Raw genomic sequence first — 25303 nt, forward strand, 5'->3', positions numbered from 1 at the left:
TCGCTCAAGTATAGCCAAGCGCCGCTCACACCTTAATGCGGCGTTATACGATAGGAGGTAGCGGTGGAATTTGGTTTTCTAAAGTCTTGTAATCGTTATGTTTCCGACAGTATTGAAATTAGACCTCTTTGGGATATTGAGGAATCAATTTACTGGCTGGAGACGAAAGCTGAAATTAGTGATGGTTGGATATATCCTCCGATTGTTGAAGCAAAAAAGCTTCCAGGCGAGAAGCACTCAAAGAAGCTTTCTTTGCCATCGAGCTATCACCTTGTACCAGCTACACACTCAATTATATTTCGACCATATAGCGAGCAAAAAGCAAGGTTTCTTATTCTAGGGATCGGTTTCTTCTTTGGGGTTTACTTGTCTCCTGCGGAGTATTACAACATCGACAGAGTTGCTTACAAGGTTGGAAAATTAACAGGGGTAAGCCCTCGTAATGGGGACATAGAACTAGCTTTAGAGTACTTGTCTCGCTTTTATGATACTAACCCCAAAAAGCGGCAAGGAATGTTTGCCGTTATACATTGGTTTCTTCTTGGGCAATCCTATTATCACCCTTGGGATCGATTTGAAGCACAATACAAAGTTCTTGATGGTTTGTTTAAGTTATCAGGTATTAGTGGTTGTAGTCATGGTTTAAGACCCAATAAATTAGCCGAAAAATACAATATACAAATACCTACTTGGGCTGAAGCTATCGACGGTAAAAGTCTTCTCTCTCGGTTACGAAATGATTTGGCTCACGAAGCAATATATGCTGGGGAACCTATAGGGTATGCCCACCCAAAAGAAAATTATGACATTGATTTTTCGAGTTTTAATGTGAAGTTAATAGCATCGACACTAGGTGTAAAAACAAACTATCTTGCTACATCATCTCAAGATAGGCAGCTTCACTTGTGGCATATCGTATAACAAACTGTTAAAGAGTGATTCGCAACGCGTGGCATTTTCACTATGCGTTGGTTTTAGTGATTAAGGTGGGATGCGGAAGCTTCGGTATTGCGTTGCTCACACCTTAGCAGGGCGTAAAATGCCACATGAGTAAAGTATGGACATAAAAGTATGATGAAAAAAATGTGGTATGTTTGCACAGCAATAGCAGCCGTAGTCCTCACACTATATTTCGTGCAGTTTGTACTTGTTGAGCTACCATTTTTTTCAACTGATCAAAGTGACTGGGGAAGTTTTGGTTCATATGCTAGCGGAACTTTAGGACCACTATTTGCATTTCTTGCATATCTTGGCATTCGAGAGCAAATCTCCCAACAACGAGATGCGATAATAAAGCAGCAAGAGCAGAAAGCCTTAGATGAACACCTCAATCGAATTAGGGAAACATTCGAAAAGCTAAGCATTCAATCACAGTCCAGTGTTTTACCATTAGAAAAGTTCTGCGATATTACGTTGGATAAAACGACAAAGTATCAGTTGTCCCGACAACTTACCAACGTCGATACTTTTACAATTATAGAGGACATAATTGATGCTGGTCGTTTGTTACAGGGCGCAGAGTTTGTTTACAAAAACTATCTCCATCTTATTGAGCAGTCTGTTGAACACCTTGATATAGAGTGTCCATTAAATGAGCATAAATGGGTAGCTACGACGACTTGGCGTGGCTTCCAAAAAAGCGCAATGTTTATAAATATCTTAGCTTTAAAAGCACTCCGTGATGTAGTTAACCTTAATCAAGAAATGTTTAGTAACGAACATCGTGAATTACTTATATATACGAGTGCATATGAACGATGGGCTAAACATTGGGAACGGTTGGGGCTAGGTTTTTAGGCATTTAACAAACTGTTTAAGAGTGATTCGCAACGCGTGGCATTTTTACTATGTGTTGGTTTTAGTGTTTAAGGTGGTATGTGGCCGCTTCGGTATTGCGTTGCTCACACCTTAACAGGGCGTTAGTTTCAAATCATTTTATCCACGTTAGTTTATATCTACTCAGTCTCGTCTAATTTGGAGTACCAGTTATAAGAATTACTTGTATTTGGAGCATTTGATTTGGGCATATTGTCAAAACTTGTACCAACTGAACTATCTTCTAATATGTTTGGCTAAATTAAAAAGGAAGATTGCGATGGATACAGAAACAAAATTCACATTATCTGTAGGCTACCAACCTCTGGAGGTGGGTAGCATTCGTCCTCATGACACAGCTATAGAACGGAGTCACAGACTGCAATGCGTTGATAAGTTGAAAAGGGAATTTGCTAACCATTGTACAGAACTAACCCAGAAACACGATTTTTGTAACGCTTTTGTCCCAAGTAATATTAGCATGCAACGTCGTGGTTCAGATATGGTAGATGCCTTACCTGATTTCGAAACAGTAACAACTGTTGTTACTGCTTCTGCTCCTGTACTTTATTTGGTTAGAGGTGTAGTCACTGAGTTTATCCGAGCCAAGAGCGCAAAGATCATCGAAATTGAAATAGAAGATAAAGATGGTAAAAGGACAAAGTTTTCGTCCAGAGGTGAGAATATGGAGGACTTCGAGAAAATGGTTAGGCGCTTTGAAAAAGAGACCGATAAAAACTCTAGTAAAGATAGTGATAAACAAACTAGGGATACTTAGACCAACAGTTATTAGGCTTTTTTGATTGTTTGGTCATGAAACTAACAAAGCGTTTAAGAGGGATTCGCAACGCTTGGCATTTTCAGTTTGCATTGGGTTCCGGGGTTACGGCACTGTGCGGTAGCAAAGGTGTGTAAGGACTTTAAGTCGTAACAAAAAGGCCCTTGACGGGCCTGACCATAAATCAGTCTACCAAGTTAAGTTGGACCGCCGCATTCATTGGTGAAAACAAGCGGGCTTTTTGGGCTAGTGCGTCTAACTGGTTTTGGTCTAGATGCGAGACTTCTTCTTTGCTTGGGGGCTCAAAATAGACGAAACCTTTGAGGAGCTCGTTAAGCGTGGTGATATCTTCATCACTCAAAGCATTTCGTAAATTGTCCGCTTCAACTTTAGCACATTCGTACTGTTTCAGACGGTCAACATAGAGCAGGACATTTTTTTTATCTTCTTTATTGAGGTTATTAAACCAAACAGACTCTGGAAATTTTTCCGTGCTGTTTTTCCGCGCTTGATTACACGTCTGCCATTTGCTATCCCACTGCTTCAGATAGTCAAACTTATCCACCTTGGCAGCACATCCAGATACTAGGAGAAGGAGAATTACACTATAACGCAGATTCATATACACACTTCCAAAATGCTTGTTCTTTTCCATTAGTACTGAGTACTGCTTCAAAGGCAGCGTCTGCGACTTTCTTCTTCACAATGGCGTTGGTTCCTACCATAGCCCTACCCCATTCCTCCCAGTCATACTCACGAATTGAAAGCCCTGACTCGAACGCTGCATTTCTTATACTGGGCGTTCCAAAAAATATCTGGTACACCGGCACGGATGCCACAGCGATACTAAATAAATCTCCGTGCGCCATAATATCGCGTACTTCTTCGACGGCTCTCCGACTTTTGGAGCTCAGTATTAAACTGTCTATTTGACAGTATCCTATCTTTTCTTTGGCCATGCTGCATACCCCAACATTCAACTGAAGGTAAGATCTTTATGTGGTTCCAAATACAGAGTCAATGAAGGGAATCCTGATTCCTACCAAAACAAATGACTCAGCACATTTTTAAACGCTATTAGTAAGGTCATTGTCACTTATAGTGTTTTGACTGATTTATTAAATGCGACATAATCATTTAGCTATATCAAATGAGAACTCTCATGTTGATGTTGCAATGCCAAACTGGCACGTTAGCTATTGCCCTGCCGATTTCAATCTGACGGCAGGGCCTTTTTACTCAGTATTAGCTCACCAAAAAGGCCGGGACATCAAATCGAATCTGTTTCGTTTTCGGTAAAATTTGGTTCACGGACGCCAGCAGCTTTTGCATTGGCTTCACTTCATTTTCATAATAGGTCCGGTTGTATTTTTCCGGGTCGCCCATCGCGCTACCTTGCGCCGGAATGATACCGCTCAGCCCTGGCGGAAACCGGTGCGCAACCATGACATCCTGCGACGAGACCGTTTTAATCGTGGGAAATTCGTCTTTCGTTGACACATCACCCACCGGTATCAACTGGACACCTTTTTCTTGCCCGTTCGGGATGTTAATTAAAAGGGATTTGAAGTTACCGACACCGCGTGAATTTTTCAGCGCATCCTGCAGCTCTTCCTCAACCGCCGGCGTCATGTTCGGATCCGTGGTGTACAGAATAAAACCCATGTGAGCACCGTTTTTGTAGTACCGACGCCGAAACAACGTGGCATCTTCAGCCAGCATGGCCGACTGCAAGCCGCTCAGATAGTCAGGCAAACCATAAACATTCTGTTTGGGGTCATACAGCTTGACGTGAAAGAGTTCACCGGCTTTAAACCAGGTTTTCGTTTCATCCGAGTTCAGGCGAACAAACCGATTATTTTTACTTTTCCGGATCGGTTGTGCCGGCACATGCGCCAGGCGTACCGGCTGATTGAGAAAATTGTAAAACACCTGGTAATAACACTGGCCAAAGCCCACCAAATCCTTAGCCATGTTCATCATGTCGGTGAATGGCATGAGATCAATGACGTGATAGTCCTTAGCCAAAATTCGCGCCCTGGCTTCGACAATAGAGCCATGGTACGAGTTCGCGATCATCATGTCGGACAGTGCATTGGGCTCAATTGGCGGGGAGTAATATTGCTCAAAAGCGTCATACTCAACCCCGTCATAATGGGCAGGGTTCACGACGTCGACGCGCTCAACGCCCCCAAACGTAAACACCGTGGCATCCTCTCGCTCATGCCGGTTGATGGCGTTGACCGATGCCTCATCCATTTGTGTTGTGATTGTTGTGTTTTGCATGGTCTACAGTCCTATGCGGTAAGTGGATTGACGTTTACGACTCACGTTTAAGCCCTCTTTAATCAGTGCGTGCGACAGGGCAAAGAAGTCATCCGCGTGGCCGGTTTCCTCTGTCCGCTCGGCAACGAACGTCATTTGCCCTTTCCCCGTGGCTTTGCGCTTAATGGCCATGAAAGACACACCGATCGTCTTCTCTGTCGATGGCCATAAGATCCGCCGGTGTTGAACCACGTCCAACATTTTCAACACGAGCTCTGTTTTCGTCTGCAGGCTGTAATTAATCAGCATGGCGCGAGGGAAAAACGCCTGAACCAGCTCCCCAACCCCCGAGCCGATGCCGGAAATATCAATGCCGATGTGCTGGACATTGAAACGCTGTGTGAGCGATTCAATCTGATCCGCCTGCCATTGCCAGTTGAACCCCTTCCATTCATACCCTTCCAGGACGCGGAACTTATCCTTAAACTTGTCCAATTGGGCGACCACGTTGTACGCATCCGGCGGCGCAACCACAAAGCAGCGTGCAAAGTCGTTGTACCTGGATGGGTCATAACCAATCCAAACCTCTTTATCACCAAACGGCCTGACCAACTCTCTGTCATAATCCGTCCAGTCATCGATATCCACGCTGCACAGTTCAATGTCTTTTAGCTTGAAAATGCTGTCGGCTTCATCCATGAACTGACACAGAAACAGATAAGCAAACGCATCTTTACTGTAACGTTCCTCCAGATCAGCACGGTTAATGAGTGTGTTACCGCCAGCAATGGCGTCATCAATGGTGATGGCAAATCGCCAGCGCTTATCCGCGCACACTTGCGGCGTTTTACGCAGACGTTCGAGCGTAGGAAACTCGATATCAATGCGGTCCTTATCCTGGCCTTTCCACCAAGAGCCGGACCAGAGCGGATAGGCGCTGTGTTGTTTGGTGGAGGGCGTCGAAAACACCGTGATAGTGTGATGGGCCAGTGTGGCCATTGCGGACGCCACCTCATAGATCTTGTCAAACTTATTGATCCAGAACGCCTCATCAATGTAGACGTCCGAGCTGTAACTCTGTGCGGTGTTTTTGTTGGTGCCAAGGAATCGCAATTCAGCGTCATTGGGTAACTTGATGGGGTTCCCTTGCAGCTCGATACCCAAAAACTCTTTGGCAATGTGAATTATGTAGCTACGGAACACCTCAGCCTGGGCTCGTGATGCCGACAAAAACGTCTGGTTTCGGCCGTTTATCACCGCTTTAAAAAGCGCTTCCCCTGCGGCCTCATACGTCAGACCAATCTGACGGCTTTTCAGTGTCCAGCGCTCTTTCTGATGTCGATTGTTAAACTGAATTTTCTGATATTTAAACAGACTGCCGATCCACGTCTGGAACGACGCTTCTGTCAGATGAGACACATCATTTTTGACTTTTTTCTTGCGACGGTTGCCGGACTTATCACCGTGAGACGCACGGGATCCGGCCTGGGGACATTCGCCAATTTTCTCCATATACTGCAATTGGGCGTCCGCTTGCCGGATGGCCTGCTTTCTCTCTTCCAGCTCGCAGTTTGAGCGGCGCAGCGTCACCACGTTTTTAATCAGTCGATCAATTTCATCCAGCTCTAACCGGGTTTTCTTCTCACGCTGAGTCAGTTGCTGCAGACGTAATTCCAGGAGCCGCTCAGTACCGAATTCTGAAAGCTCATCATCCCAATGAAAACGCTTCGCCCAGTTGTAAATCGTCCGGCTACCGTTGACCCCAACTTCATTGGCGATCTCTTTTGGGTTCATGCCAGCCAGATACAGCTTTTTGGCCTTGTCGCGTTGTTCGTCTGAATACTTCGAATTTTTCATGCATCAAGAATGACATAGCCCCTATCCATTGTTACTGAGCAAAAGTTGTTAATGGCACGATTAACAACTTCTGGTGATCGTCAGTGCCAGCGTTTGCTTTTAGGCTAAAGCCATCAATCAATCACGGTGTACAGAGATGGGCTTAGAAACCGGATTCAAAGTGATCGGCACGGCTGGCCATACCGTCGATGGCCGCGTCATCGAAGAAAAATGGCTTAAGCAAGCCGTCAAAAACTACAACCCGAATAAATACACAGCGGTCATCAACCTCAATCACTGGAACCCCAAATTTTACGGCACCTATGGCAAGGTGCTCGCCCTCAAGCTGGGCAAAAACGATGAGGGGGAAGCGTGCGTATCGGCCAACATTGAGCCCAATCAGAAATTGATTGAGATGGGCAAAGAAGAGGTCCTGTTCACGTCGATGGAAATTGAGCCGGATTTTCAAAAAAGCGGGGAGGCGTATCTTGTTGGCCTGGCCGTGACACCGAAACCGGCCTCCGTCGGAACCGAGCAGATTGCCTTTTCCAGCGAAACGCTGGACGCACGCCAAACCACCGATTTTATTCGGTTCGACTTTTCCGAACTTCAAGAGCCGGAAAAAGCGGAAGACAACACATTCATGTCCTGGTTACGCCACCAATTTAACCAGGACACTCAGAAAGAAAACGAAGAGGAAACCCCAATGAGCGGAGTGGACAAAAAGCAGATGGAGGAACTGACAGCGCAAGTCTCCTCTTTGACAGAGATGTTTACGCAGAAATTCGGCCAACCCGATGCATCAAAAGCGCAGGATAAAGCGTTGACCGGCGACGCATCAAAACTCGTGGAAACACTGGCGCCCCAATTAGAAAAGCTCGGTATCACCCTCTCCGTTGACCAGCCTAAGACCGATTCCGAGCGCATTGACGAACTGTCAGAGCGGCTGAATCAATTCATGGCCAAGCTGGATAGCCAAGAGCCAGGCGATGACAAGAATAAAGGCCAAAGTGACAACGCGAATCTGGTTGCCCTTCAAGAGCAACTCAACACCATCAATAACACGCTGTTGCTGGCCATCAATGGCGAGCACCCTGGCACGCCGGCTGGCGAGCAAACCACCACAGATAGTGACGACGAACTCGTTTAACCGTCATTCATGTTTCAGCGCAATAGAGAGGAGTTAAACGATGTCGTTTAAATCAACAGCATTAGCAAAGGCCATCCAGAGTTATTGTCAGACGATTGCTAAGGGGTACAGCGTCGACAACACGAAACACATGTTCGATGTCACCCCGCCCAAAGAAGTAAAACTACGCGAAGCGATTATCCAGGGCAGTGAGTTTCTGGCCAAAATCAACATCATTGATGTGGACCAGACCGAAGGGACCGCGGTTACCGTCGGGACCGATAAACTATCCACTGGCCGCGCGGGTGCGAATGAAGGACGTTTCCAGGGCACCACACCGGATCTCACTGGCAACGCGTACAAACTGCAAGAAACCGACACCATGGTCCGCATGTCCTGGTTGATGCAGGCCGCCTGGATTAATGCCGGCTCTCAGGGTCAGTTCAACAAAGCGGTGAACGCTTACACCAACAAGCAGATCGCTGCCGATATTGTCAAAGTGGGCTGGAACGGCAAGCAGGCGTCACGTCCCACCAACCCGGAGACAAACCCACTGGGCGAAGACGTCAACGAGGGCTGGCAGGCCCACGTCGAGCGCCAGGCTCCGAACCAGATTGTCAAAGATGACGGCGCCGGTGGTGACATCTATTTTGATCCGGAGGGCACCAAAAACGCTAACGGGGCTCCGCTCTACACCTACAAAACACTGGATTCCATGGCCAACGACCTGATCAATAATGTCCTGGCCCCTCACCACATCAACGCCCCCGATCTCGTGGTCCTGGTCGGTCGGGAACTGATCGCGGCCGCGCAGTACAAACTCTATAACGAGGCGGATAAGCCAAGCGAGCACAACGACGCTCAGCAGTTGGCCAAGTCTATCGCAGGACGCCCGGCCTACGTACCGGCTTACTTCCCTGGTAAGCGCATGGTGGTGACGTCTTACCGCAACCTGTCCGTGTACAACCAACGCGGCACCAAGCGCCGCAAGGTCAAAGACAATGATGACAAAGCGCGCTTAGAGTCCACTTACTGGCGTATGGAAGATTACATGGTTGAAGACCTGGAGAAATACGCAGCGTATGACGAAAACAGCGTGATCATCGGTCCGTCAAACAGTGCGCCGGCCGCACCGGTCATTGCCACGCCACCGAGCGATCAAACGGTGACCGCTGGCCAAACAGCGTCTTTCAGCGTCATTGCGGAAAACACCACCTCTTATGAATGGACGCTGGACACGGCCCCAACCGGCACCGACTCCGCCAACCTGGAGCTTGACACCACAAGCATGACGGCCGGCGACTACACCGTCAAAGTCACGTGTATCGGTGATGGCGGCAGCAAAGAAGCCACCGCGACACTGACCGTCAATGCCGCGTAACCCGTAGGAGATAACCGCCATGACTTCCCCCATGTTGCGCAGAAGTATGAGATTGAGAGCCGAAGCTCAGCAAAGACAAGCCCAGGAACGAAACACCGCGGCCAGAGCCCTTGCACAGCCTCAACCCGCGTCAACATGGGATCTCGTCATGAGCACCATTGAGGGCGATATCCGGCAGCTAAAGAGCATCAAACCCCTGGCCGGAAAAATTGAGTACAAGAAAAAGGTACTTGAGCACTATCGCCCCTATCTGAAGCGGGAAGATATCCCCGTATCCCTGAAAGTGCTCTTAATGGTCTGGTTATTCGACGCTGGGGACATGGGCCAGGCGCTGGAGATTGGCCTGGAAGCCATAGAAAAAGGGTATGACACGCCGGATTTCATCAAGTCATCGATGCCTGAATTCGTTGCTGACACCGTTTTCGACTGGTCAGAAAAACAGTTTAAAGCGGGCCATTCTACGGCGCCTTATTTTGACCAGGTATTCAAACTGGTGACCGAAAAATTGAATACCTATGAGGTGGTGACCGCGAAATATTACAAGCTGGCTGGCCTGATGGCATTGGGGAAGGACCGGACCCAGCCGCGGCACGTGTCGGACCCACAGCAATTAAAAACGGCGCTCGCCATGTTTACCAAAGCGGAAGCGATATACAGCCGTGCCGGCGTCGGCACTCGGATATCAGAGATTAATAAAAGACTCGCGTTGCTCATGATTGATCATGACGACGATTAAAGACTCCAACCCCACCGCGGCTTAGTGGGGGAATGACCATAGCCCAGGGGGCATAGGGTGTCATTGTCCAAACGCTAACGCCGCTCCCATTTAATGAGGTGCTCATGTCACGATTTCAATATCAAAAACAGTCAGACCAACACCATAACGATGAAATCGTCACTGAGGATTTCTGGCCAAATATTCGCTTGTCTGACTTCCAGAATAAGCGCCGCATCCCGACTGAGTACGATGCTGGCCAGCAACGGGATGCGCTTATCCGTGCGATCAACATGGTGTTGATTGAACTCAGTGACTGGCAAAAACGCGCCATATCGGGCGGGAAAACAAGCGCTAAGCAATGTGGCCATATCATCGATGGCACCGGCGCCGCGGCCGCTTTGTTTGTGTCCGCGGTTTACGACCGTGCAAAAGCCACACTGCTTGCGCATTTCAAGACCGTGAACCGGCGCGAAGAGGCCAACAACCTGGCCAAAGAAGAGCGCAGTACGTATGACGAATTACTGCGTGAATCTCAGCTCGCTATCCGTGGCATTTTAGAGATCCGCACCACATCGGTGATGTTGCTATGAGCACGCAAACCGTTGAAAGCGTCTGCTACCTGCAAGCCCTGGGGGATCATTTGACCGACTACCTCCAGTCAAAATGGGGCAGCCCATGCAAAGACAAGTTTGATGCCTACATGAGCAACGGCCAGTTAATCCCGATGTTCAAAGACATGGGCAGCGACACTATGGTGATCGGTCGCTTTCAATACAGCGCCATTTTCAGCATCGAGGATATGCCGACCCACCTGGTTGACCCCTATGTCGTCATGGCTCGCGTCATGGCCTGGACCACAGAGCACGATCGGGAAAGAGAGCGGCACCAACTCAAGCCGCCAAGCGTGGATATTGATGCGTACAACAACGGCCAGATGGCTGACCTGGAAATTACGATGGATTTTGTGGAGTCCATTACCGCCAAGCGGGCGCCCGATGGCGCCGCGGGGGATGTCTCATTTGCGGGTAAAGAGTGGGTAATTCAGCCCTATGTCGTTTATCTGGCTGAAAAGGGCGAGGTGCTCCCCAATGCGTTCACCACTGACCATTAAGTCACCCAAAGCCGACATTCGCCAGGCCATCAACACCATCAAATTGATGCAACTGACGCCGGCAAAAAAACGCAGGGTATTACGCCGAGTCGGCAAAGCCGTCATACGGGATGCCAAACAGAACATCCGGCAGCAAACAGACATCCACGGCAAAGCCTTTGCCAAACGCAAAGGCCGCTCAAAGAAGAAACTCTTAAAGAACCTGGCCAGACCGCTTTCTGACTATGTCATGGCCGACCGCGTCAGAGTGGATTACTTCAAAAACCGTGGCGCTGGCAACATTGCTTATGAGCAGCAACATGGCACGGCAGAAGACTGGACCGCGGCGAAACTGAAAAAGATCCGCAGCAAAAGCAAAAATGATAGCGCGAACCATTACCGGGATCCCGCGACCCGGCAACAAGCGAAACGCCTCATCGATGCCGGTTTTACGGTGGTCAGGAAGAGCGGTAAAGGCCGAAAGAAACCCAGCGTTAAATGGATAACGGACAATCTGACACAAGGCCAGTTCGGCGCAATCTATCGCGACCTGACCGGCGATAAACCGAAAAAGACCTGGAAGATTCAACCGCCAGAGCGGGCCTTTTTAGGCATGGATAACAAAGCGGCTCAAAAGCGACTGGCTCAAGAGCTCATTAACGTAACGACAGGATAAAACACTATGGCTCTAGGTAAAGTTCAAGTTGATAACATCAACCAGTATCAAAACACGCCTGATGAAGTTGAGCGCCGATTTGTGTTCATTGGTAAAACAACGATTGCAAGCCTACAGAACAAAATCACGTCTCTGAATGCCGGCACTGACCTGGATAAAGTTTTCAGTGAAACCGCCGCAAAAACAACAAAATCAGATACGGATTCCTATGCCTATAAGGATCTGGTTGCGGCTCAGTTAAACGCTGGCCAGAACTGGACCGCGGCATTTTTTGGCTTAGAGGCCGAGGGAAGCTGGACGGATGCGCTGGATAGGGCCATCGTCGATAACGCCTATGAGTCCGTGGTGGTCTGCGATCCTGTAACCGATGCTGCTGCTTTAGAAGTCGCCAAAACAAAAATGGCCGACGTCCAAAGCAAAAGCGCTCAATACATGTTTGTCATGATGCGCACCAGTCCGATTGACGCCACACCAGAGTCCGGCCAGGACTGGGCCGCCTACAAAACTGCGCTGGCCTCACTGGTCAGCAACTTTGTTGCAGAGCGGGTGATGTGTGTTCCCACGCTGTTTGAAAATGACCTGGGCATCTTAGCTGGCCGTTTGTGTAACCGCAGCGTGACGGTCGCAGATTCACCGATGCGTACCAAAACCGGCACCCTATTGGGCATGGGGAGCGCCTCCACTGACAAAGCCGGCGCCCCTATGCCAGGCACGCTCTTTGCTGATCTTGATGCACTCGGTTACAGCGTCCCTCAAAGCTACCCAGGTGAGAAAGGCTGGTATTGGGCTGACGGCAACACCTTTGATTTAGAAACCGGTGATTACAAGCTGATTGAAAACTTACGAGTGGTTCTGAAAGCCTGCCGCCAGGTTTATAAGATTGCGATCCCGACCATTGCCGACCGTTCGCTAAACAGCACACCTCAGAGTCAGGAAAAACACAAAGCCGTCTACAGAAAGCCTTTGTTAATCATGGCTCGCGCCGTTCAGATCAATGGCGTGCCGTTTCCTGGCGAAATCCAGCCACCCGGTGATAACGCCATCGAAATCAACTGGATTGATGATCGCCAGGTCAAGATTTACATCACCGTTCGCCCGTATTACAGCCCGAAAGACATCACCGTCGGGGTGGGCATCGACTTAAGTTTGCAAGAGGGATAAGACATGCCGCAATTCTCAGGGTTAGAAATGGATGTCTCGATCGGCAGTCGGGATATCACCTGTTCAAAAGTCACCGTCTCCATTACGGACAACAGCAAGACCGCCACGTCTCGCGGTGTGCCTGATGGTCATTTGCCTGGCAGTGTTGAGGCAACCGTGACGCTGGAAATGGATTCCTACAACTTCAACTTAGTGATTGAGGAAGCCAAAAACGCCGGCTCGTTCCGCGGCATGGCGCCGTTTGACTTCATGGGATACATGAAAAAGGCCGGCGCGGATCTCTCACTCAAAGTCGAAGCGTTTGGATGTCAGCCAAAAATCACCGACCTACTCGATGTCGACACATCGAGCGAGGACGGACTTGTCCACAAAATTGAATGCCCGGTAACCAGCAGCGATTTTGTGTGGATTAACGGTGTGCCTTATCTGAAACCGGAAGAAACCAAGCACATCAGCAACTAACTACCAGGAGCGTCAGCTGTGCTTCAAAACTTATCGGCCAAGGTGAGCGAAAGCTCAACGCTCATTACCGTCGCCATACTCGGCTTTTTGGCCAGCGTATTAAGAACCGAGGAACACACCTTCAAATCCATCATCACCGGCGTCGTGTTCGCCGGTTTTGTGGCCTACGTGGCCAACCTGGGCCTAATGAGTTATGAGGCCATCGACGAAAACAACCGAGCGGTGATTGTGGGCTGTTTGACGTACTTAAACCGCTATGTACTGGAAATACTCAATAAGTTTGGTGAGAGCTTTGCCAACGACCCTAAGCAAGCCCTGGCCAACATTAAAGACCTATGGTGGAAGAAATGAACGCAAAACAATTTTACCAACTTGTTATCGTCCCTGCCCTGCAGACCATTGGCCTGGATTCTATCGCCGCACGTCAGCTGGTGATCGGCTCGATATGGCATGAATCCAACAAAGGTGAGTTTCTGCACCAATTGGGGAATGGGCCCGCCTGTGGCGTGATTCAAATGGAGCCAGCGACCCATGCCGATATTTGGGCCAACTATCTGCAGTACAAACCGGAACTCAAAAAGAAAGTGTTGTCTTTGGTGACCCAGGGCGAGCAAGCCGGACATGTGGACAGCGTCTGCACTGGCTCACTCATTTGGAATCTGGCCTATCAGGTCGCGATGTGCCGTATCCACTATCTACGTGTGCCGGCGGCGCTTCCTGAAGCCGGCGATATCCAGGCCATGGCCAACTATTGGAAACAGCACTACAACACACCATTAGGCGCCGGAAAGCCAGAGCAGTTTGAGGGCAGTTTCCCTGTCGAAGTGTTGGCCCTATGACGTTGCAGAGCTGGCGCAACCTCCTTATCGCCGTTGTCATTGCGGGGCTGTGTTATGTCATTTACAACGCCATCTATGACAGCGGCTACCAGGCTGCCGCGCTGAAATACGAGCAGAAAAACAACGCTCGCACCCTGCAGCAAATCGACAAAAAACAGGGCATCGAAAAGAAAGCGTATCAATCTGGCCTCGATGCCGCGGCCCAAAAAAAGGAAGTGGTGACCGTCTATGTCCCAATTGAAAAAGAGATCATCAAGGTGGTCTCTAAGCCGGCCGACACCGGCTGCAATGCTGATTTTGTTTCTGAATGGGTGCGCCTCCACAACCGAGCCGCCGCTCCTGGAGAGCTCACCGCCGAAGCCGGACGCATCATTAATGATCCGCCCACCTCAGCAACTGGAAACACTGGATCCGATCGTGGTGCAACGCAATGACCTGCGCCTGGCCTTACCCACTATCGTCCGAAATTACCAATCCTACTACGAGTTAAAAGCGCAGTTGATCGGTTTGCAAAATTACGTCAACACACTGATTCATGAGGAACAAAGCCATGACGAAACCACAAAATAGCCGTCAAGAAACCAACGCGGATGCCTTACCAGAAAACGAAGCGCTTAGCCTGCTTAAGTCTTTGCAGGGCAGCACGGATGTGGTGGTGCCACTGGTGATCAACGGTAAAAAACTGCATTCCGGCATTCAATTTTCCATCAGCTTGAACGAGTACAACGCCTTTTTGAACGCGTCACAGAGCGGGAAAATCTCTCCGACCGCCGCGGCCAAAAACTATCTCATGGGCGTGGTCTGCAAAGAGCACCATGACTTTTTAGCCGAAGCCCTCAAGGTGAAAGGCGTACTCAACCAAATGATGATAGCAGTCACAGACAAAGTTGAGCCGGATTTCGGCCAATCATTGGACTGATCACCGCCCTGGCTGCCACCTATCGCAAGAGCCGTGTCAGCCAATTAATGGCGCTAAGGCGGCATTACTTACCGCATGAAAATGACGATATTGAGAACTTAGCCAGGGCTATGTGGTTAGATGAACATCATCACGAGTCATTAACACTGGCAGTGAACCAGGGAATAGTAAAATCGTTCCCTTAGTAGGTGTGATAATGAACGATGACCTGTATAACGAAATCCTACAAAACGGCCTGGGCTTAAACAGCCCAAGCCTGACTCTGACATCCAGTACGCTGACCACTCTGGGCAACGCCAATAGCGCCATTGACAGTCTGCCTATTGCCGCTCCTCCTGCCGAGGGCGTCACCCAGGAACTGGTCGACGCCACACACGCCGCCATTAATGGATCCCTTGTGTGCGTAACGGCATCAAAAGGCCAAATGCAGACACATTTAGATCAACTCTTTGCCACGATTAACTGTGCCTCCGGCGTCAATCGCATTGAAGACGTACAAGGCTGCGATTATCTAATGAACGCCACCGGCTCACTCCTGGGGGATATCGACGAGTTTTTAAACGGCATGACCACAACAGCGCAGCAGCAGATGGATGCTATTGCGCGGTACGTCTCCGGAGAGATTGACACAGCAGCCATCACCCAGATTTTAACCGACCTGAACGGCGCCTATGCCGGCTTCGAAAGTCGTATCAATGCCATTTTGGCACGCGAGTTGACACTGATGTCAGACCTGACCAAAAAGCTGCAATCATCCAGCCTGGCCAAAAGCGTGTCACTGCTTTGGTCTGACCCCTGCGCCCAGGCGGTACTGGATCACACCTTATCGCCAGACATTAAGGACATCTTAAATGGCGTCTAATCAATTAAGCTTTACCGTCTGGCTAAACGACCGCACTCAGAAAGGCTTTAAAGGCGTACAGAAAAGCTTTGCTGGTCTGCAATCGATGGCCGACCGTTCATCAAAAGCTTGGCAAACGGCCGGAACCGGCGCCGCTGGCCTTTGGGCCAGTGGCGCGATGTTCGACGGCCTGACTGGACCCGCGCGAGAGATGAACGCCGCACGCGGTGAACTGATGTCACTGTTTAATGACAGCGCCCTGGGCGCAGACGCCGCGAATACCGTTCAAAACCAGGCCATCGTATTTTCTGAAACCTATGGCAAAAGCGCGTCTGATTTTGTCCGCGCTTCCTATGACATTCAATCGGCCATCGATGGACTCAGCGCAAACAACCTGGCCACCTTTACGAACGCATCCGCCGTGCTAGCGACCGCCACCAAAGCCGATACCGCCACGATCACCAACTACATGGGCACCATGTATGGCATTTTTAAAAAGAATGCGAATGCGATCGGCAAGGATAAATGGGTAGAGCAAATCGCCGGTCAAACGGCGACGGCCGTCCAGTTATTTAAAACCACCGGTAGCGCGATGAATGAGGCGTTTGCCGGTGTCGGTGCAAGGGCCACTAACCAGGGCATCAGTTCCGCAGAGCAGTTCGCGATCCTGGGTTCCCTTCAATCCACGATGCAAGGCAGTGTTGCCGGCACCGCTTATGCAGGGTTTCTGGATGCGCTGCCTAATGCTCAGAAAGTGTTAGGCATCAGCCTTTCTGACGCCAACGGTAAAGCGCTTGGCATGGTCCAAATCATCGACAAGCTAAAAGCCAAATTAGGGGATGATTTAGGACTCAAGGAAATGGGCATCCTCAACACGGCTTTTGGCACGAACGCCGCCGGTATGCTCGGCAACTTATGGCATGACACCGATGCACTGAAAGCCAATATTGAATCATTGAACCACGTTTCAGGCATGGAGCGCGCCGTGACGATGGCCAAAAACATTGCCGACCCTTATGCGCAATTAGGGCAAGCCGTAAACAACGTAAAAATTGTGTTTGGTCAGGCGTTAAGTGGCTCGCTGCAGCCCTTTATTAATTACATGATCGCCGGCGGTCAGACACTCAGACGCTGGATGAACCTCTTTCCTAACCTCACAAAAATGGTGGGCTATCTGGTGATCGGCATTGGGATACTCAGCGCCAGTATGGCGCTGCTATCCCTTGTCACCGGTGTCACTCAGCTAGCCTGGGTGGGCCTGACCGCTATCTGGGCGGTGTCTAAGTTCTTTATGGGTGGCATGTGGGCAGGTATCGCAGGCTTAACCAAGCTGCTCATTACGATGATCCCCGCCGTTTGGGGCGTCGGTGCGGCCTTTATTGCCACCATTGGATGGATCCCTGTTGCCATCGTGGGTGTGATCACTGCCGTTGCGGCCCTATGGGCCTATTGGGATGATTTTATCGGCTGGCTCAGTGATGCCTGGGCAAAAGTGAAGGGGTGGTTTGCAGATGGTGACGAGGCAACGATCGACATCGATGCACGGCGCGAAGCGTTGAATAAACGTCTGCCTGACGTCAACCAGACAGCGAACCTGGCTTCTGTACAACCGATACCGTCAAGTTACATCAATAACAACAACAGTAACAAAACGAATTCAAACACCATCGGCACGATGAACATTTATCCACAGCAATTGACGGATCCCAATGCCATCAATAACGCCCTGGCAAGGTGGTCATCATGACAAACCCCATTTACAGCGACCTACTGATCGTCAATGAGGACATCCTTTTAGACGATGGTCAAAACCCAGTGATAACCACCGACCGCGTTGTTATCGCCCAGGACATCAAACACGCGATCTTAGAAAGCGGACTGGCCGTTGAGCTTGTCGCAGAGCGCAGCCCGACAGAGATCGCCGACGTCGAACACCGAATTATTTTACTGGCGGAGGATGACCTCAGAGTCATCCCGGGCACCGGAAAAATTCAGAGGATAAACGACAAACGCCAGTTAACGGCGAAAAGCTACGACTTTGGAGTAATTGAAGCATGGCTATGACTCACGACCCAAACCAAGACTTTCAACAGTTGGTAAAAAACGCCAACATTCCTACCGAGGCTGAAGAAGTCAAAGCGGTCTTTCAGCAGGAAGTCAAGGACCAGGGCTCACTTATCAACAATGACTCGACCTTCTCCCCGTTTTGGCGACTGATCGAGGCCATGATCACCAAGGCGTATTTCTGGCTTTTAACCTTTTTGATTACCGACATTTTGCCTCAGTCGTTTGTACGAACGGCCACCGGCTATTTTCTGGATATGTATTTGTGGTCAGTGAACCTGACCCGAAAAGACGCCAGCAAAGCCGAGGGCTACGTTATTTTTGAACGTGAACTCACCGCACCGGAAATCCTCTTGCCGGCTGGCTTTACCATTAGCACCGATCGCATTAATGGCGTGATGTATAAGTTGGTTACACTCAAAGAGGAGACGCTGCCTGCCGGTGTGGCGCAGCTCTCCATCCAATGCGAAGCAGAGGCCACCGGCGCCGCGTACAACCTGGGCGCCGGCTATTACCAAATCCCACAAACGCCACTCCCGGGCTTACTCAGAGTGTATAACCCTGCAGACTGGCTAACGCAGCCAGGGCAAGATAAAGAAAGCGACGCTGACGCAAGAGAGCGTTACAGAAGCGCTTTTCAATCGGTGTCAGGCTGGTTTATTGATGACAAATACAAGCTCATCATGTCGGAGTTTGGCGGCGTCAAAGCGGATCAAATATACATTGAGCACGGCGCACCACGTGGACCAGGCAGCGCCAACGCTTATATTTTGCTGGACAGTGGCATCCCTTCACAACCTTTCATTGATGCCATCAACAAAGCAGTGCGTGATGATGGCCATCACGGCCTGGGTGATGACATGTTAGCCATGGACTTGCCCGATGTGCCGCAAGACATCACTTTTGAAGTGCTGCCCGTGGCCAACCTGACCGACGCACAAAAGAGCACACTGTTTCAGGACATCGAGCAGTTGATCCGCTGTGCGTTTCGAGAAAACCAGGCTTATGAGCATGTCACTCAAACCTGGCCACAATCCTTATTCAGCTACTCCACACTCAACCAGGAGATCCGGAATCAGTTCCCACTCATCGAGACGCTGTACACACCAAACCGGGATTTTAGAACCGGCTTAGAGATAGCGCGAATCAACACGCTCACCCTGACCGAAACACCGAGGGCCGGCGTATGATGCACATCACTTTGCCGTTTTGGATGAGCAAAGGCGAGTTGAGGAAGCTCGCTGCAGCGTCACAATCTTTCTGGGAAAAAGTCGAAACATGGTGTCGCCTTTCATTGGGCAAGTTTGACCTGATGACGTGCGATCTCATCATCGTGGATTATGTCGCCTGGGAACGAAAAATAGAGCGTCTGGATGGTGAAGATGAACTGATTTACCGCAAGCGGGTTGATTATGCTTTCGTGAACGCAGAAGACGCCGGCATGACCGCAGGCCTGTATCGCATATTTGAGCGCCTAGGTGTCAGTGTTTATGACATTAAGGAACGACAGCCCGATCGGGACTGGGACATTGTGACCCTAGAGCTGGATCCGGAAGCATTAGCGGGTAAAAAGGATCTCATTAACTTATTGATTCAAACCTATGGCGCCACATGCCGGCGCTATGAGTACAACGTCACCAATAAGCTTGCCTTGACCAATCACTACGGACAAATGACCTGTCAGTACATCAGCAATGTCTGTCATTTTTTCCCAGAGCTACCGGGCATCACGCGCCAACCATTGAACCACGCCAACGTAAAACAGGGCCAGCAATACAGCTTTGCCGTGTTTGTTGATGACCAGGATAGCGATATTCACTATCAATGGTACAACTCGACCTCTGGAAACGAAAAGGGCCCGGTATCGCCTGATTTTGGGGGCAATACCGCCATGATGCGAGTCTCTACCGTCAATGCAGGCCGACATGGTTACTGGTGTAAAATATGGAATGAAGCCGGCGCGATAAACAGTGTGACGGCTTATGTCACCGTCGTTGCCCCTCCGACCGTAGAAACTCAACCTGTTGGTGCGAGCCTGCCCGCTGGCGAAACCGTCACGCTTACCGCCGAATTTAACGCCCATGGTAGCCAGCTGCGCTGGGAATGCATCAACCCAGACAATGATGTTGTGATTTCTTCTGGTATCGGCACGTCTGCCCGCTATACCAGTGAGTACCCGAATCAAGACACGTTCCCACGGCAGTTTGTTGCCTACAACGAATTTGATCAAATGGTTCGCACTGACCGCGTTGCGGTCATTGTCGGCCCGGCCCTGCCCACCATCATTGAACAACCTCAAGATCACCCAACGGTCGCAATCGGTGCACCTTATACATTTTCAATCGTTGCAGACAGCGGCGGCGGTACCCTTTCCTACCAGTGGTACAACCAATATGGCTCAGGCGGCTCTGTCATTGATTCGCCCATTCCCGAGCGATACGGCGGTCTGAGTGCCACGATGACAGTCAGCACAATCAACGCCGGTACTCATCGGTATTGGTGCCAGGTAACAAACGAATCTGGCTCAGTCGACAGTGATTTTGTTTATGTCACCGTCGAACAGTAAGAATGAAGGTATTAGTATGACGCAACAATTAACCAACGCATTAGCCACTTACAAAGCCCAACAGGAAGCCGCCGGCGAGCCGGTTATTTTAGATCAGGTGGTCTTTGCATTGATTCCGGGGCTGGATCCTTCGTTACCGATCGACCCTGACGAAACACTGCCGCCAGAAAACCAGATCCAGTATCGCTACGACATCCCCGAGAATAACAAAGGCTTTATCAACCCGGATGCGGTGGTGTATTCGTGCCTATTGGGTACGGATATTGGCACCTGGAATTACAATGCTATCTATCTGGTCAACAGCGCATTAAACCTGGCCGGTGTCATTATCCACGAACCCGAGCAAAGCAAGGTTAAGGCCGACCCCTTAGCGGGCATTGAAGGCGACACGCTATCACGCAACCTCGTCACGACCTACAAAAACGCTCAGGCACTCACACAGATCAACGTGCCTGCAGAAACCTGGCAATTAGAATTCAATACCCGATTGTCCGCCATGGATGAGCGCGTGAGAAAAAACAACCTGACCGAGTACGGCCAGGCCGCGTTTTTGGAGGATGGCTGGAAAGTGTCGCACACGGCCGGCGCCATCACCGCCACCATCGAACCCGGCGCCGGCTACGTCGGCGGTTTAAAGTCGGTACTGACCACCGTCACACCACTGGATTTAACCCATGTGGTGTTCCCGAAAACGGTGTATTTAGTGGCCACTTTTCAAGGCCAGGCCAACAGTGAATGGATGACCATTAACACCCTTCGCATCGAGGACAGTCTGGCGCCCACGTTTATTGAGAGTGGCGTGACCTATTACGCTGCGCCCCTGGCAAAGTTGACATCAACGTCAGACGCCCAGGATTTACGCGCACTTAGCCGGACCGATGAAAAGCTTAAAGCGCTCAACTCAGATTATGAGCAGCGATTCTCCGACATGGCCCAGTCCATGAGTCAAATGCTCGCCATCATGAGACAAGTTGAGGGCAAGCTGGGCCGCGTTAGGATTTATCAAAACACCGATATTGATAGCGACTACTTGCCGATTGATGGCGCAACCCTCAATAAAGCGGACTACCCCGATTATTTTGATTACCTGGGTATCACTGAAGACACCTTAACTCTGCCCAACTGGTGTACCCACGGGTATTTGAGACAGTTTGCGGATGGCATTGACCCAGGCTCGCAACTCGAGCAAGAAATCCTGCGCCACAACCACGCCGCTACCATCAAAGATTCGGGTGGCCATATCCACCCGATTAACAGCACCGATTTAGGTACCAAAAACACCACCAGTACAGCGCCTGCCATCCGGCTGTTGGGTAACACCACTGCTGACGGGCTATCTAAAGTCGGTTCGATAATACGTGGTCTCGTTGGTAAATGGTCCGGCGACGGCACACAAAAAAATGCCGTATCCGGATTAGTCGACAATACCGCCCACATCCACAGCATGGTGCTAGGATCTCACGGCCACTCAATGGGCAGTAGCGGCACCCACAAACACGATGCAGACATCGAGGAGACGGGAGGCGAGGAAAACCGCCCGAATACCACCGTGGTGGTGTACGCCGTCAAAGTGAAATATCGGGTCCCGGATAGCCTATGAACAGCATCACCTTTCCCCAGGCAGCGCAGAGCATCCACGCTCAAGCGTCTGGCTTTATCGGGCAGTTAAAGTCACACGTCGCCAACCAGGCAAGTCAACTGGATAAGCTATCACACACGCTGCATACACCGTCAGAATTGGCCGATTCTGCCGCCGGCCTGGCCGCATTGCGTGAACAATTAAACAGCCTGTTATTTTCTGGCTTTGCGGTTGCCCTGACACCTTACCAATACCGGATAGGCACACAGCAGCATTTATCTGCCGATACCGCGGCGACGTTTGCCGCCCAAAAACTGACCGAACAATACGATCCGGTCTCTGGCCAACATGGTTTAGCCCTGGTGATTACGGGCTCCACAGAATCCACGTTTGCCGCCAACCTATCCGCGATCACCACCTTGCTGGCCTTCCCTGAATGGTTAGCCGTCACGGATCACGCCCAAAAAAATGCCGTCCTGGCCATCGAAAAAATGCAGATACCGGCTCGCCGGCTCAATCCCTACTGGAGAACGGATGATTTTGCTTACCAGGCGCCATTGTCCACGACACAGCACTATTTAAGCGCCGAACTCGCACAAGCGCAGGCGTGCGCTGAAAGCGCCGTCTCCCCCGTGGAGCGCTTAAAGCAACTGGCCGCACTGCAGAGCCAAACAATGGATACACTCCTGACTGATGTCTCAAATTTCATCCGTCTTTTTCAAGGCCAATGCTACGCAGTCAGGCTGACAGGAACACCGGCAAACATGGCCAAACAGTTACGTGAAACCCGTATCAGCGCCGAGCCTTACAGCACCTTATTTTTGATGGTCAGTGACCAAGAGCCCACGTTTTTTTATCAGATGGTAAATGTATGACTCTGAGATTAAACAACCGACAGATCCGAGGAAAAGAGATCCGGATTAATATCAAATTGCCCTTTGGTGATTCAGACATGAGCGGAACGGGCAGCGGTACAGACGCCGCCGAAGAGGGCGCCAAAGCCAAAGAAATGACCGTGAACATGTTGATCCCATATTCTGCACCAGAATGGTTATCCGAGTTGGTCGATATGGCCGAATCCGTCGATGACAATGGCAGCCGCACAGTCTACCGACTTGGCCATGACGCCGCCGATGCGATGAAGTTTTATCAGGCTAAATTTGTGGGTGAGGTCGCCGTTGACGAGCAACAAGATAATCTCGCCTGGCTCGTTAACTTCTCCTTGCGAGAAAAGCTCTCCGTTCCAGAGCGGAAAACACAAAGAGAAGCCATCCCAGGCGCGACACAACAAACGCAAGGCGGTGACACGGCACACCCCGAAGACAGCGCCAACATCCCGCCAGAAACGCAGTTGAGCAGCCTGGAGCGCGTTTTTAAGTATATGGATGATCAACTCGGTCAATACATGAATGCGCCGGAGGAAAACAGCAGTGAAACTCAATGAACGGCTATTCATTGGCAACCAGGAAGCAAAGCCGATCGATGTGGTGTGTAACCTGGCTTACCGCAGCCCTGGCACCGCCACCATTTTGACCAACATTCAGCCCAATATGAAACAAGTGGTTGCGTACGAATGCGGCTATAACAACACGCTGACGCGTTGGTTTATGGGGTACGTTGAAAGCTACAAACAAATCAACCAGGGCGCTTATTCGCTGTTCTGCAGAGAGCTGAGCGCCGCACTGCGTAATACGCTGCCGCTGGCCATTCAACACGCCACGCTGACCGATGTTCTGTCTACCGTAACAACGATAACGGGCTTGCAGTTCGTAACCCCTGACACTGACTATGTAAAAACGCCCGCCGCCTACATCATCAATCACGGCACCGGATATACGTTGCTGGATGATTTAGGCGATGTCTACGGCATCAAAAAATACACCTGGCAACAGCAAGGTGATGGCCGTATTTTTGTTGGCTCCTGGTCCGACTCACTCTGGAACGGTCGCAACATTCCGATCCCGCATCAATATTTAGAAAACGCGCAGAATAACAGCGCTCAAATTCCCATGAATCCATTGTTACGCCCAGGCGTTTTAATCAATGGCCAACGAGTCAGAAACATTGAATTACACAAAGAAAAGATGCAAATACAATGGATGAGCTAATTGCACAAATCCTCAAAAAACATTATCCCGAGATTGCCCAGGGCTGGCACGTGCCGGTGTGGGCCGTGGTCACGACCATCAATGAAAACAGTCACGAGGGCGATTTAAGCAATGCATTTCGCCCCAGATACGCTGTAAGCGTCAAGTTGCTGGACAAGCAAGGCAATGAGACCCATGCGCCTGAAATGCCGAATATCGCCGTTTCGGGCTCATTCAGTGCCAGCGGCGGGATCATGCAACTTCCAGAGCCAGGCGCCATTGTGGAGCTGAGCTTTGCGTTTGGGGACATCAACAAACCTTACATCAGCACTGTTTTGCCTTATGGAACGACGCTGGCCAGCTGCAAACCCGGGGAGCTCATCACCCAGGCAAGAAAGGGCGCCAGAATGGCCATCGATGCCAGCGGCAATATTGAACAGACCACCGATCATCAGTTGCAGCAAATCAGTGCCAAACTGCATCAGATTGTGGGTCATATTGAGACACACGCCGTCTCAAAAAACAGTGAGATAACCGCTCATGTCATCGAGAACGTGGGGGGGAAATATCAGCTCACGGCCCTTGGTGCGCTTATGATGTTGACCACTGGCCACGTTGAGATCGCATCCTTAGAGTCATTGAACCTCACCACGGCATCCGATCTCAATGAAAACGTCGCAGGTAAGAAGCAAGCGATTGCTGGCGAACTGATTTCAATGCAAGTGGAGAAAGGCGGCAAAATAAAGATCGGCAATGAAACGGTGAACACCATTGACATTCTTTACCAGCTAACAGACGTCGTGAACCAATTAGCGACCGCCTTATCAACGCATACCCACCCAGCCCCCGACGGACCGACCGGAGTACCGGAAAACGCCTCAGAAATTGCAGGGCAAGGCTCCCAGGCAAACGCCTTAGCCGATAAAGTAAAGCCGCTCGTGTAATTCGCTCCTTCACACCAAAGTATCAAAAAAATGCCCTTGAAAGCCATCAAGGGCAAAGAGCTACATTTATCTTCAATGAAAAAATGGATAGGTTTAAGGCACGATGGATAGGAGTACCTTTGTCTAGTATAGGTATATGAGACACATGCAAGC

The 25303-nt window shown here is 50.2% G+C and carries 29 protein-coding genes; 26 read left to right on the plus strand and 3 right to left on the minus strand.

Annotation, left to right across the window (positions count from 1 at the left end):
• Positions 1-63: 63 nt before the first annotated feature.
• The 3 genes from CAG65_RS08625 to CAG65_RS08645 all read left to right on the plus strand — a co-directional run bounded on the left by CAG65_RS08625 (position 64) and on the right by CAG65_RS08645 (position 2593).
• Positions 64-921, plus strand: a complete 858-nt coding sequence (locus CAG65_RS08625) for a hypothetical protein (RefSeq protein WP_161453357.1) — start codon at positions 64-66, stop codon at positions 919-921.
• 150 nt (positions 922-1071) lie between these two features.
• Positions 1072-1797 (plus strand): hypothetical protein, encoded by a 726-nt coding sequence (locus CAG65_RS08635; protein WP_237668784.1) that lies wholly within the window; start codon positions 1072-1074, stop codon positions 1795-1797.
• A gap of 298 nt (positions 1798-2095) precedes the next feature.
• Positions 2096-2593 (plus strand): hypothetical protein, encoded by a 498-nt coding sequence (locus CAG65_RS08645; RefSeq protein ID WP_161453359.1) that lies wholly within the window; start codon positions 2096-2098, stop codon positions 2591-2593.
• 184 nt (positions 2594-2777) lie between these two features.
• Here CAG65_RS08645 and CAG65_RS08650 read toward each other — a convergent pair whose 3' ends face one another.
• The 3 genes from CAG65_RS08650 to CAG65_RS08660 all read right to left on the minus strand — a co-directional run bounded on the left by CAG65_RS08650 (position 2778) and on the right by CAG65_RS08660 (position 6715).
• On the minus strand, positions 2778-3248 hold the full coding sequence (locus CAG65_RS08650; protein WP_161453360.1) for a hypothetical protein: 471 nt from the start codon (positions 3246-3248) through the stop codon (positions 2778-2780).
• 590 nt (positions 3249-3838) lie between these two features.
• Positions 3839-4879 carry a phage portal protein gene (locus CAG65_RS08655; RefSeq protein ID WP_161453361.1) on the minus strand — a complete coding sequence of 347 codons (1041 nt, stop codon included), beginning with the start codon at positions 4877-4879 and terminating at the stop codon, positions 3839-3841.
• 3 nt (positions 4880-4882) lie between these two features.
• Positions 4883-6715 (minus strand): terminase large subunit domain-containing protein, encoded by a 1833-nt coding sequence (locus CAG65_RS08660; RefSeq protein ID WP_161453362.1) that lies wholly within the window; start codon positions 6713-6715, stop codon positions 4883-4885.
• Between the two features lie 136 nt (positions 6716-6851).
• On the opposite strand from CAG65_RS08660, the gene CAG65_RS08665 reads away from it, so the two are divergent.
• The 23 genes from CAG65_RS08665 (at position 6852) to CAG65_RS08770 (ending at position 25150) form a co-directional block, all read left to right on the plus strand.
• The gene (locus CAG65_RS08665) at positions 6852-7844 is read left to right on the plus strand and encodes a GPO family capsid scaffolding protein (RefSeq protein ID WP_161453363.1); all 993 of its coding nucleotides are present in this window, start codon (positions 6852-6854) and stop codon (positions 7842-7844) included.
• Positions 7845-7884: 40 nt separating this feature from the next.
• Complete coding sequence (locus CAG65_RS08670; protein WP_161453364.1) at positions 7885-9204, plus strand: phage major capsid protein, P2 family; 1320 nt, start codon at positions 7885-7887, stop codon at positions 9202-9204.
• Between the two features lie 148 nt (positions 9205-9352).
• On the plus strand, positions 9353-9940 hold the full coding sequence (gene gpM, locus CAG65_RS08675; RefSeq protein ID WP_161453365.1) for a phage terminase small subunit: 588 nt from the start codon (positions 9353-9355) through the stop codon (positions 9938-9940).
• 104 nt (positions 9941-10044) lie between these two features.
• Positions 10045-10512 (plus strand): head completion/stabilization protein, encoded by a 468-nt coding sequence (locus tag CAG65_RS08680; protein ID WP_161453366.1) that lies wholly within the window; start codon positions 10045-10047, stop codon positions 10510-10512.
• Positions 10509-11033 carry a phage tail protein gene (locus CAG65_RS08685; protein WP_161453367.1) on the plus strand — a complete coding sequence of 175 codons (525 nt, stop codon included), beginning with the start codon at positions 10509-10511 and terminating at the stop codon, positions 11031-11033. The genes CAG65_RS08680 and CAG65_RS08685 overlap by 4 nt, the downstream gene beginning before the upstream one ends.
• Positions 11011-11688, plus strand: coding sequence for a hypothetical protein (locus CAG65_RS08690; RefSeq protein ID WP_161453368.1), 678 nt, complete (start codon positions 11011-11013; stop codon positions 11686-11688). Before CAG65_RS08685 ends, CAG65_RS08690 begins: the two co-directional genes overlap by 23 nt.
• A gap of 6 nt (positions 11689-11694) precedes the next feature.
• Positions 11695-12849 (plus strand): DUF2586 domain-containing protein, encoded by a 1155-nt coding sequence (locus CAG65_RS08695; RefSeq protein WP_161453369.1) that lies wholly within the window; start codon positions 11695-11697, stop codon positions 12847-12849.
• 3 nt (positions 12850-12852) lie between these two features.
• Positions 12853-13311, plus strand: coding sequence for a phage protein (locus CAG65_RS08700; RefSeq protein ID WP_237668205.1), 459 nt, complete (start codon positions 12853-12855; stop codon positions 13309-13311).
• Between the two features lie 18 nt (positions 13312-13329).
• Positions 13330-13662, plus strand: a complete 333-nt coding sequence (locus CAG65_RS08705; protein ID WP_161453370.1) for a hypothetical protein — start codon at positions 13330-13332, stop codon at positions 13660-13662.
• Positions 13659-14150, plus strand: a complete 492-nt coding sequence (locus CAG65_RS08710) for a hypothetical protein (protein WP_161453371.1) — start codon at positions 13659-13661, stop codon at positions 14148-14150. The genes CAG65_RS08705 and CAG65_RS08710 overlap by 4 nt, the downstream gene beginning before the upstream one ends.
• A complete protein-coding gene (locus tag CAG65_RS08715; RefSeq protein WP_161453372.1) occupies positions 14147-14584 on the plus strand; it encodes a hypothetical protein in 438 nt (145 codons plus the stop codon). The genes CAG65_RS08710 and CAG65_RS08715 overlap by 4 nt, the downstream gene beginning before the upstream one ends.
• Positions 14585-14700: 116 nt before the next feature.
• Positions 14701-15069, plus strand: a complete 369-nt coding sequence (locus CAG65_RS08720; protein ID WP_161453373.1) for a putative phage tail assembly chaperone — start codon at positions 14701-14703, stop codon at positions 15067-15069.
• 47 nt (positions 15070-15116) lie between these two features.
• Positions 15117-15254, plus strand: coding sequence for a DUF6890 family protein (locus CAG65_RS22445; protein ID WP_443084052.1), 138 nt, complete (start codon positions 15117-15119; stop codon positions 15252-15254).
• Positions 15255-15265: 11 nt separating this feature from the next.
• Entirely contained in the window at positions 15266-15931 is a 666-nt protein-coding gene (locus CAG65_RS08725) for a DUF7217 family protein (RefSeq protein WP_161453374.1), read from the plus strand.
• Positions 15921-17657, plus strand: coding sequence for a phage tail tape measure protein (locus tag CAG65_RS08730; protein ID WP_161453375.1), 1737 nt, complete (start codon positions 15921-15923; stop codon positions 17655-17657). The genes CAG65_RS08725 and CAG65_RS08730 overlap by 11 nt, the downstream gene beginning before the upstream one ends.
• Positions 17654-17974 carry a DUF2590 family protein gene (locus tag CAG65_RS08735; protein WP_161447545.1) on the plus strand — a complete coding sequence of 107 codons (321 nt, stop codon included), beginning with the start codon at positions 17654-17656 and terminating at the stop codon, positions 17972-17974. Before CAG65_RS08730 ends, CAG65_RS08735 begins: the two co-directional genes overlap by 4 nt.
• A complete protein-coding gene (locus CAG65_RS08740) occupies positions 17965-19164 on the plus strand; it encodes a baseplate J/gp47 family protein (protein WP_161453376.1) in 1200 nt (399 codons plus the stop codon). The genes CAG65_RS08735 and CAG65_RS08740 overlap by 10 nt, the downstream gene beginning before the upstream one ends.
• Entirely contained in the window at positions 19161-20540 is a 1380-nt protein-coding gene (locus tag CAG65_RS08745; RefSeq protein ID WP_161447548.1) for a hypothetical protein, read from the plus strand. The genes CAG65_RS08740 and CAG65_RS08745 overlap by 4 nt, the downstream gene beginning before the upstream one ends.
• Before the next feature lie 16 nt (positions 20541-20556).
• Positions 20557-22140 carry a phage tail-collar fiber domain-containing protein gene (locus tag CAG65_RS08750; RefSeq protein WP_161453377.1) on the plus strand — a complete coding sequence of 528 codons (1584 nt, stop codon included), beginning with the start codon at positions 20557-20559 and terminating at the stop codon, positions 22138-22140.
• The gene (locus tag CAG65_RS08755) at positions 22137-22994 is read left to right on the plus strand and encodes a hypothetical protein (protein WP_161453378.1); all 858 of its coding nucleotides are present in this window, start codon (positions 22137-22139) and stop codon (positions 22992-22994) included. Before CAG65_RS08750 ends, CAG65_RS08755 begins: the two co-directional genes overlap by 4 nt.
• Complete coding sequence (locus CAG65_RS08760) at positions 22991-23563, plus strand: baseplate complex protein (protein WP_161453379.1); 573 nt, start codon at positions 22991-22993, stop codon at positions 23561-23563. The genes CAG65_RS08755 and CAG65_RS08760 overlap by 4 nt, the downstream gene beginning before the upstream one ends.
• Positions 23550-24227, plus strand: coding sequence for a hypothetical protein (locus tag CAG65_RS08765; RefSeq protein ID WP_161453380.1), 678 nt, complete (start codon positions 23550-23552; stop codon positions 24225-24227). The genes CAG65_RS08760 and CAG65_RS08765 overlap by 14 nt, the downstream gene beginning before the upstream one ends.
• Positions 24215-25150, plus strand: coding sequence for a hypothetical protein (locus tag CAG65_RS08770; protein ID WP_161453381.1), 936 nt, complete (start codon positions 24215-24217; stop codon positions 25148-25150). The genes CAG65_RS08765 and CAG65_RS08770 overlap by 13 nt, the downstream gene beginning before the upstream one ends.
• Positions 25151-25303 lie beyond the last annotated feature (153 nt).

Origin of the sequence: Vibrio sp. V39_P1S14PM300 (assembly GCF_009904765.1) — a bacterium.
Classification (GTDB): Bacteria; Pseudomonadota; Gammaproteobacteria; order Enterobacterales; family Vibrionaceae; genus Vibrio; species Vibrio proteolyticus.

Excerpts from the sequence above, each read along its gene's own strand:
- CAG65_RS08635 (WP_237668784.1), top strand. The coding sequence starts at position 1,072 with ATGATGAAAAAAATGTGGTATGTTTGCACAGCAATAGCAGCCGTAGTC.
- CAG65_RS08645 (WP_161453359.1), top strand. The coding sequence starts at position 2,096 with ATGGATACAGAAACAAAATTCACATTATCTGTAGGCTACCAACCTCTG.
- CAG65_RS08650 (WP_161453360.1), bottom strand. The coding sequence starts at position 3,248 with ATGGAAAAGAACAAGCATTTTGGAAGTGTGTATATGAATCTGCGTTAT.
- CAG65_RS08655 (WP_161453361.1), bottom strand. The coding sequence starts at position 4,879 with ATGCAAAACACAACAATCACAACACAAATGGATGAGGCATCGGTCAAC.
- CAG65_RS08660 (WP_161453362.1), bottom strand. The coding sequence starts at position 6,715 with ATGAAAAATTCGAAGTATTCAGACGAACAACGCGACAAGGCCAAAAAG.
- CAG65_RS08665 (WP_161453363.1), top strand. The coding sequence starts at position 6,852 with ATGGGCTTAGAAACCGGATTCAAAGTGATCGGCACGGCTGGCCATACC.
- CAG65_RS08670 (WP_161453364.1), top strand. The coding sequence starts at position 7,885 with ATGTCGTTTAAATCAACAGCATTAGCAAAGGCCATCCAGAGTTATTGT.
- gpM (WP_161453365.1), top strand. The coding sequence starts at position 9,353 with ATGAGCACCATTGAGGGCGATATCCGGCAGCTAAAGAGCATCAAACCC.
- CAG65_RS08680 (WP_161453366.1), top strand. The coding sequence starts at position 10,045 with ATGTCACGATTTCAATATCAAAAACAGTCAGACCAACACCATAACGAT.
- CAG65_RS08685 (WP_161453367.1), top strand. The coding sequence starts at position 10,509 with ATGAGCACGCAAACCGTTGAAAGCGTCTGCTACCTGCAAGCCCTGGGG.
- CAG65_RS08690 (WP_161453368.1), top strand. The coding sequence starts at position 11,011 with ATGCGTTCACCACTGACCATTAAGTCACCCAAAGCCGACATTCGCCAG.
- CAG65_RS08695 (WP_161453369.1), top strand. The coding sequence starts at position 11,695 with ATGGCTCTAGGTAAAGTTCAAGTTGATAACATCAACCAGTATCAAAAC.
- CAG65_RS08700 (WP_237668205.1), top strand. The coding sequence starts at position 12,853 with ATGCCGCAATTCTCAGGGTTAGAAATGGATGTCTCGATCGGCAGTCGG.
- CAG65_RS08710 (WP_161453371.1), top strand. The coding sequence starts at position 13,659 with ATGAACGCAAAACAATTTTACCAACTTGTTATCGTCCCTGCCCTGCAG.
- CAG65_RS08715 (WP_161453372.1), top strand. The coding sequence starts at position 14,147 with ATGACGTTGCAGAGCTGGCGCAACCTCCTTATCGCCGTTGTCATTGCG.
- CAG65_RS08720 (WP_161453373.1), top strand. The coding sequence starts at position 14,701 with ATGACGAAACCACAAAATAGCCGTCAAGAAACCAACGCGGATGCCTTA.
- CAG65_RS22445 (WP_443084052.1), top strand. The coding sequence starts at position 15,117 with ATGGCGCTAAGGCGGCATTACTTACCGCATGAAAATGACGATATTGAG.
- CAG65_RS08725 (WP_161453374.1), top strand. The coding sequence starts at position 15,266 with ATGAACGATGACCTGTATAACGAAATCCTACAAAACGGCCTGGGCTTA.
- CAG65_RS08730 (WP_161453375.1), top strand. The coding sequence starts at position 15,921 with ATGGCGTCTAATCAATTAAGCTTTACCGTCTGGCTAAACGACCGCACT.
- CAG65_RS08735 (WP_161447545.1), top strand. The coding sequence starts at position 17,654 with ATGACAAACCCCATTTACAGCGACCTACTGATCGTCAATGAGGACATC.
- CAG65_RS08740 (WP_161453376.1), top strand. The coding sequence starts at position 17,965 with ATGGCTATGACTCACGACCCAAACCAAGACTTTCAACAGTTGGTAAAA.
- CAG65_RS08745 (WP_161447548.1), top strand. The coding sequence starts at position 19,161 with ATGATGCACATCACTTTGCCGTTTTGGATGAGCAAAGGCGAGTTGAGG.
- CAG65_RS08750 (WP_161453377.1), top strand. The coding sequence starts at position 20,557 with ATGACGCAACAATTAACCAACGCATTAGCCACTTACAAAGCCCAACAG.
- CAG65_RS08755 (WP_161453378.1), top strand. The coding sequence starts at position 22,137 with ATGAACAGCATCACCTTTCCCCAGGCAGCGCAGAGCATCCACGCTCAA.
- CAG65_RS08760 (WP_161453379.1), top strand. The coding sequence starts at position 22,991 with ATGACTCTGAGATTAAACAACCGACAGATCCGAGGAAAAGAGATCCGG.
- CAG65_RS08770 (WP_161453381.1), top strand. The coding sequence starts at position 24,215 with ATGGATGAGCTAATTGCACAAATCCTCAAAAAACATTATCCCGAGATT.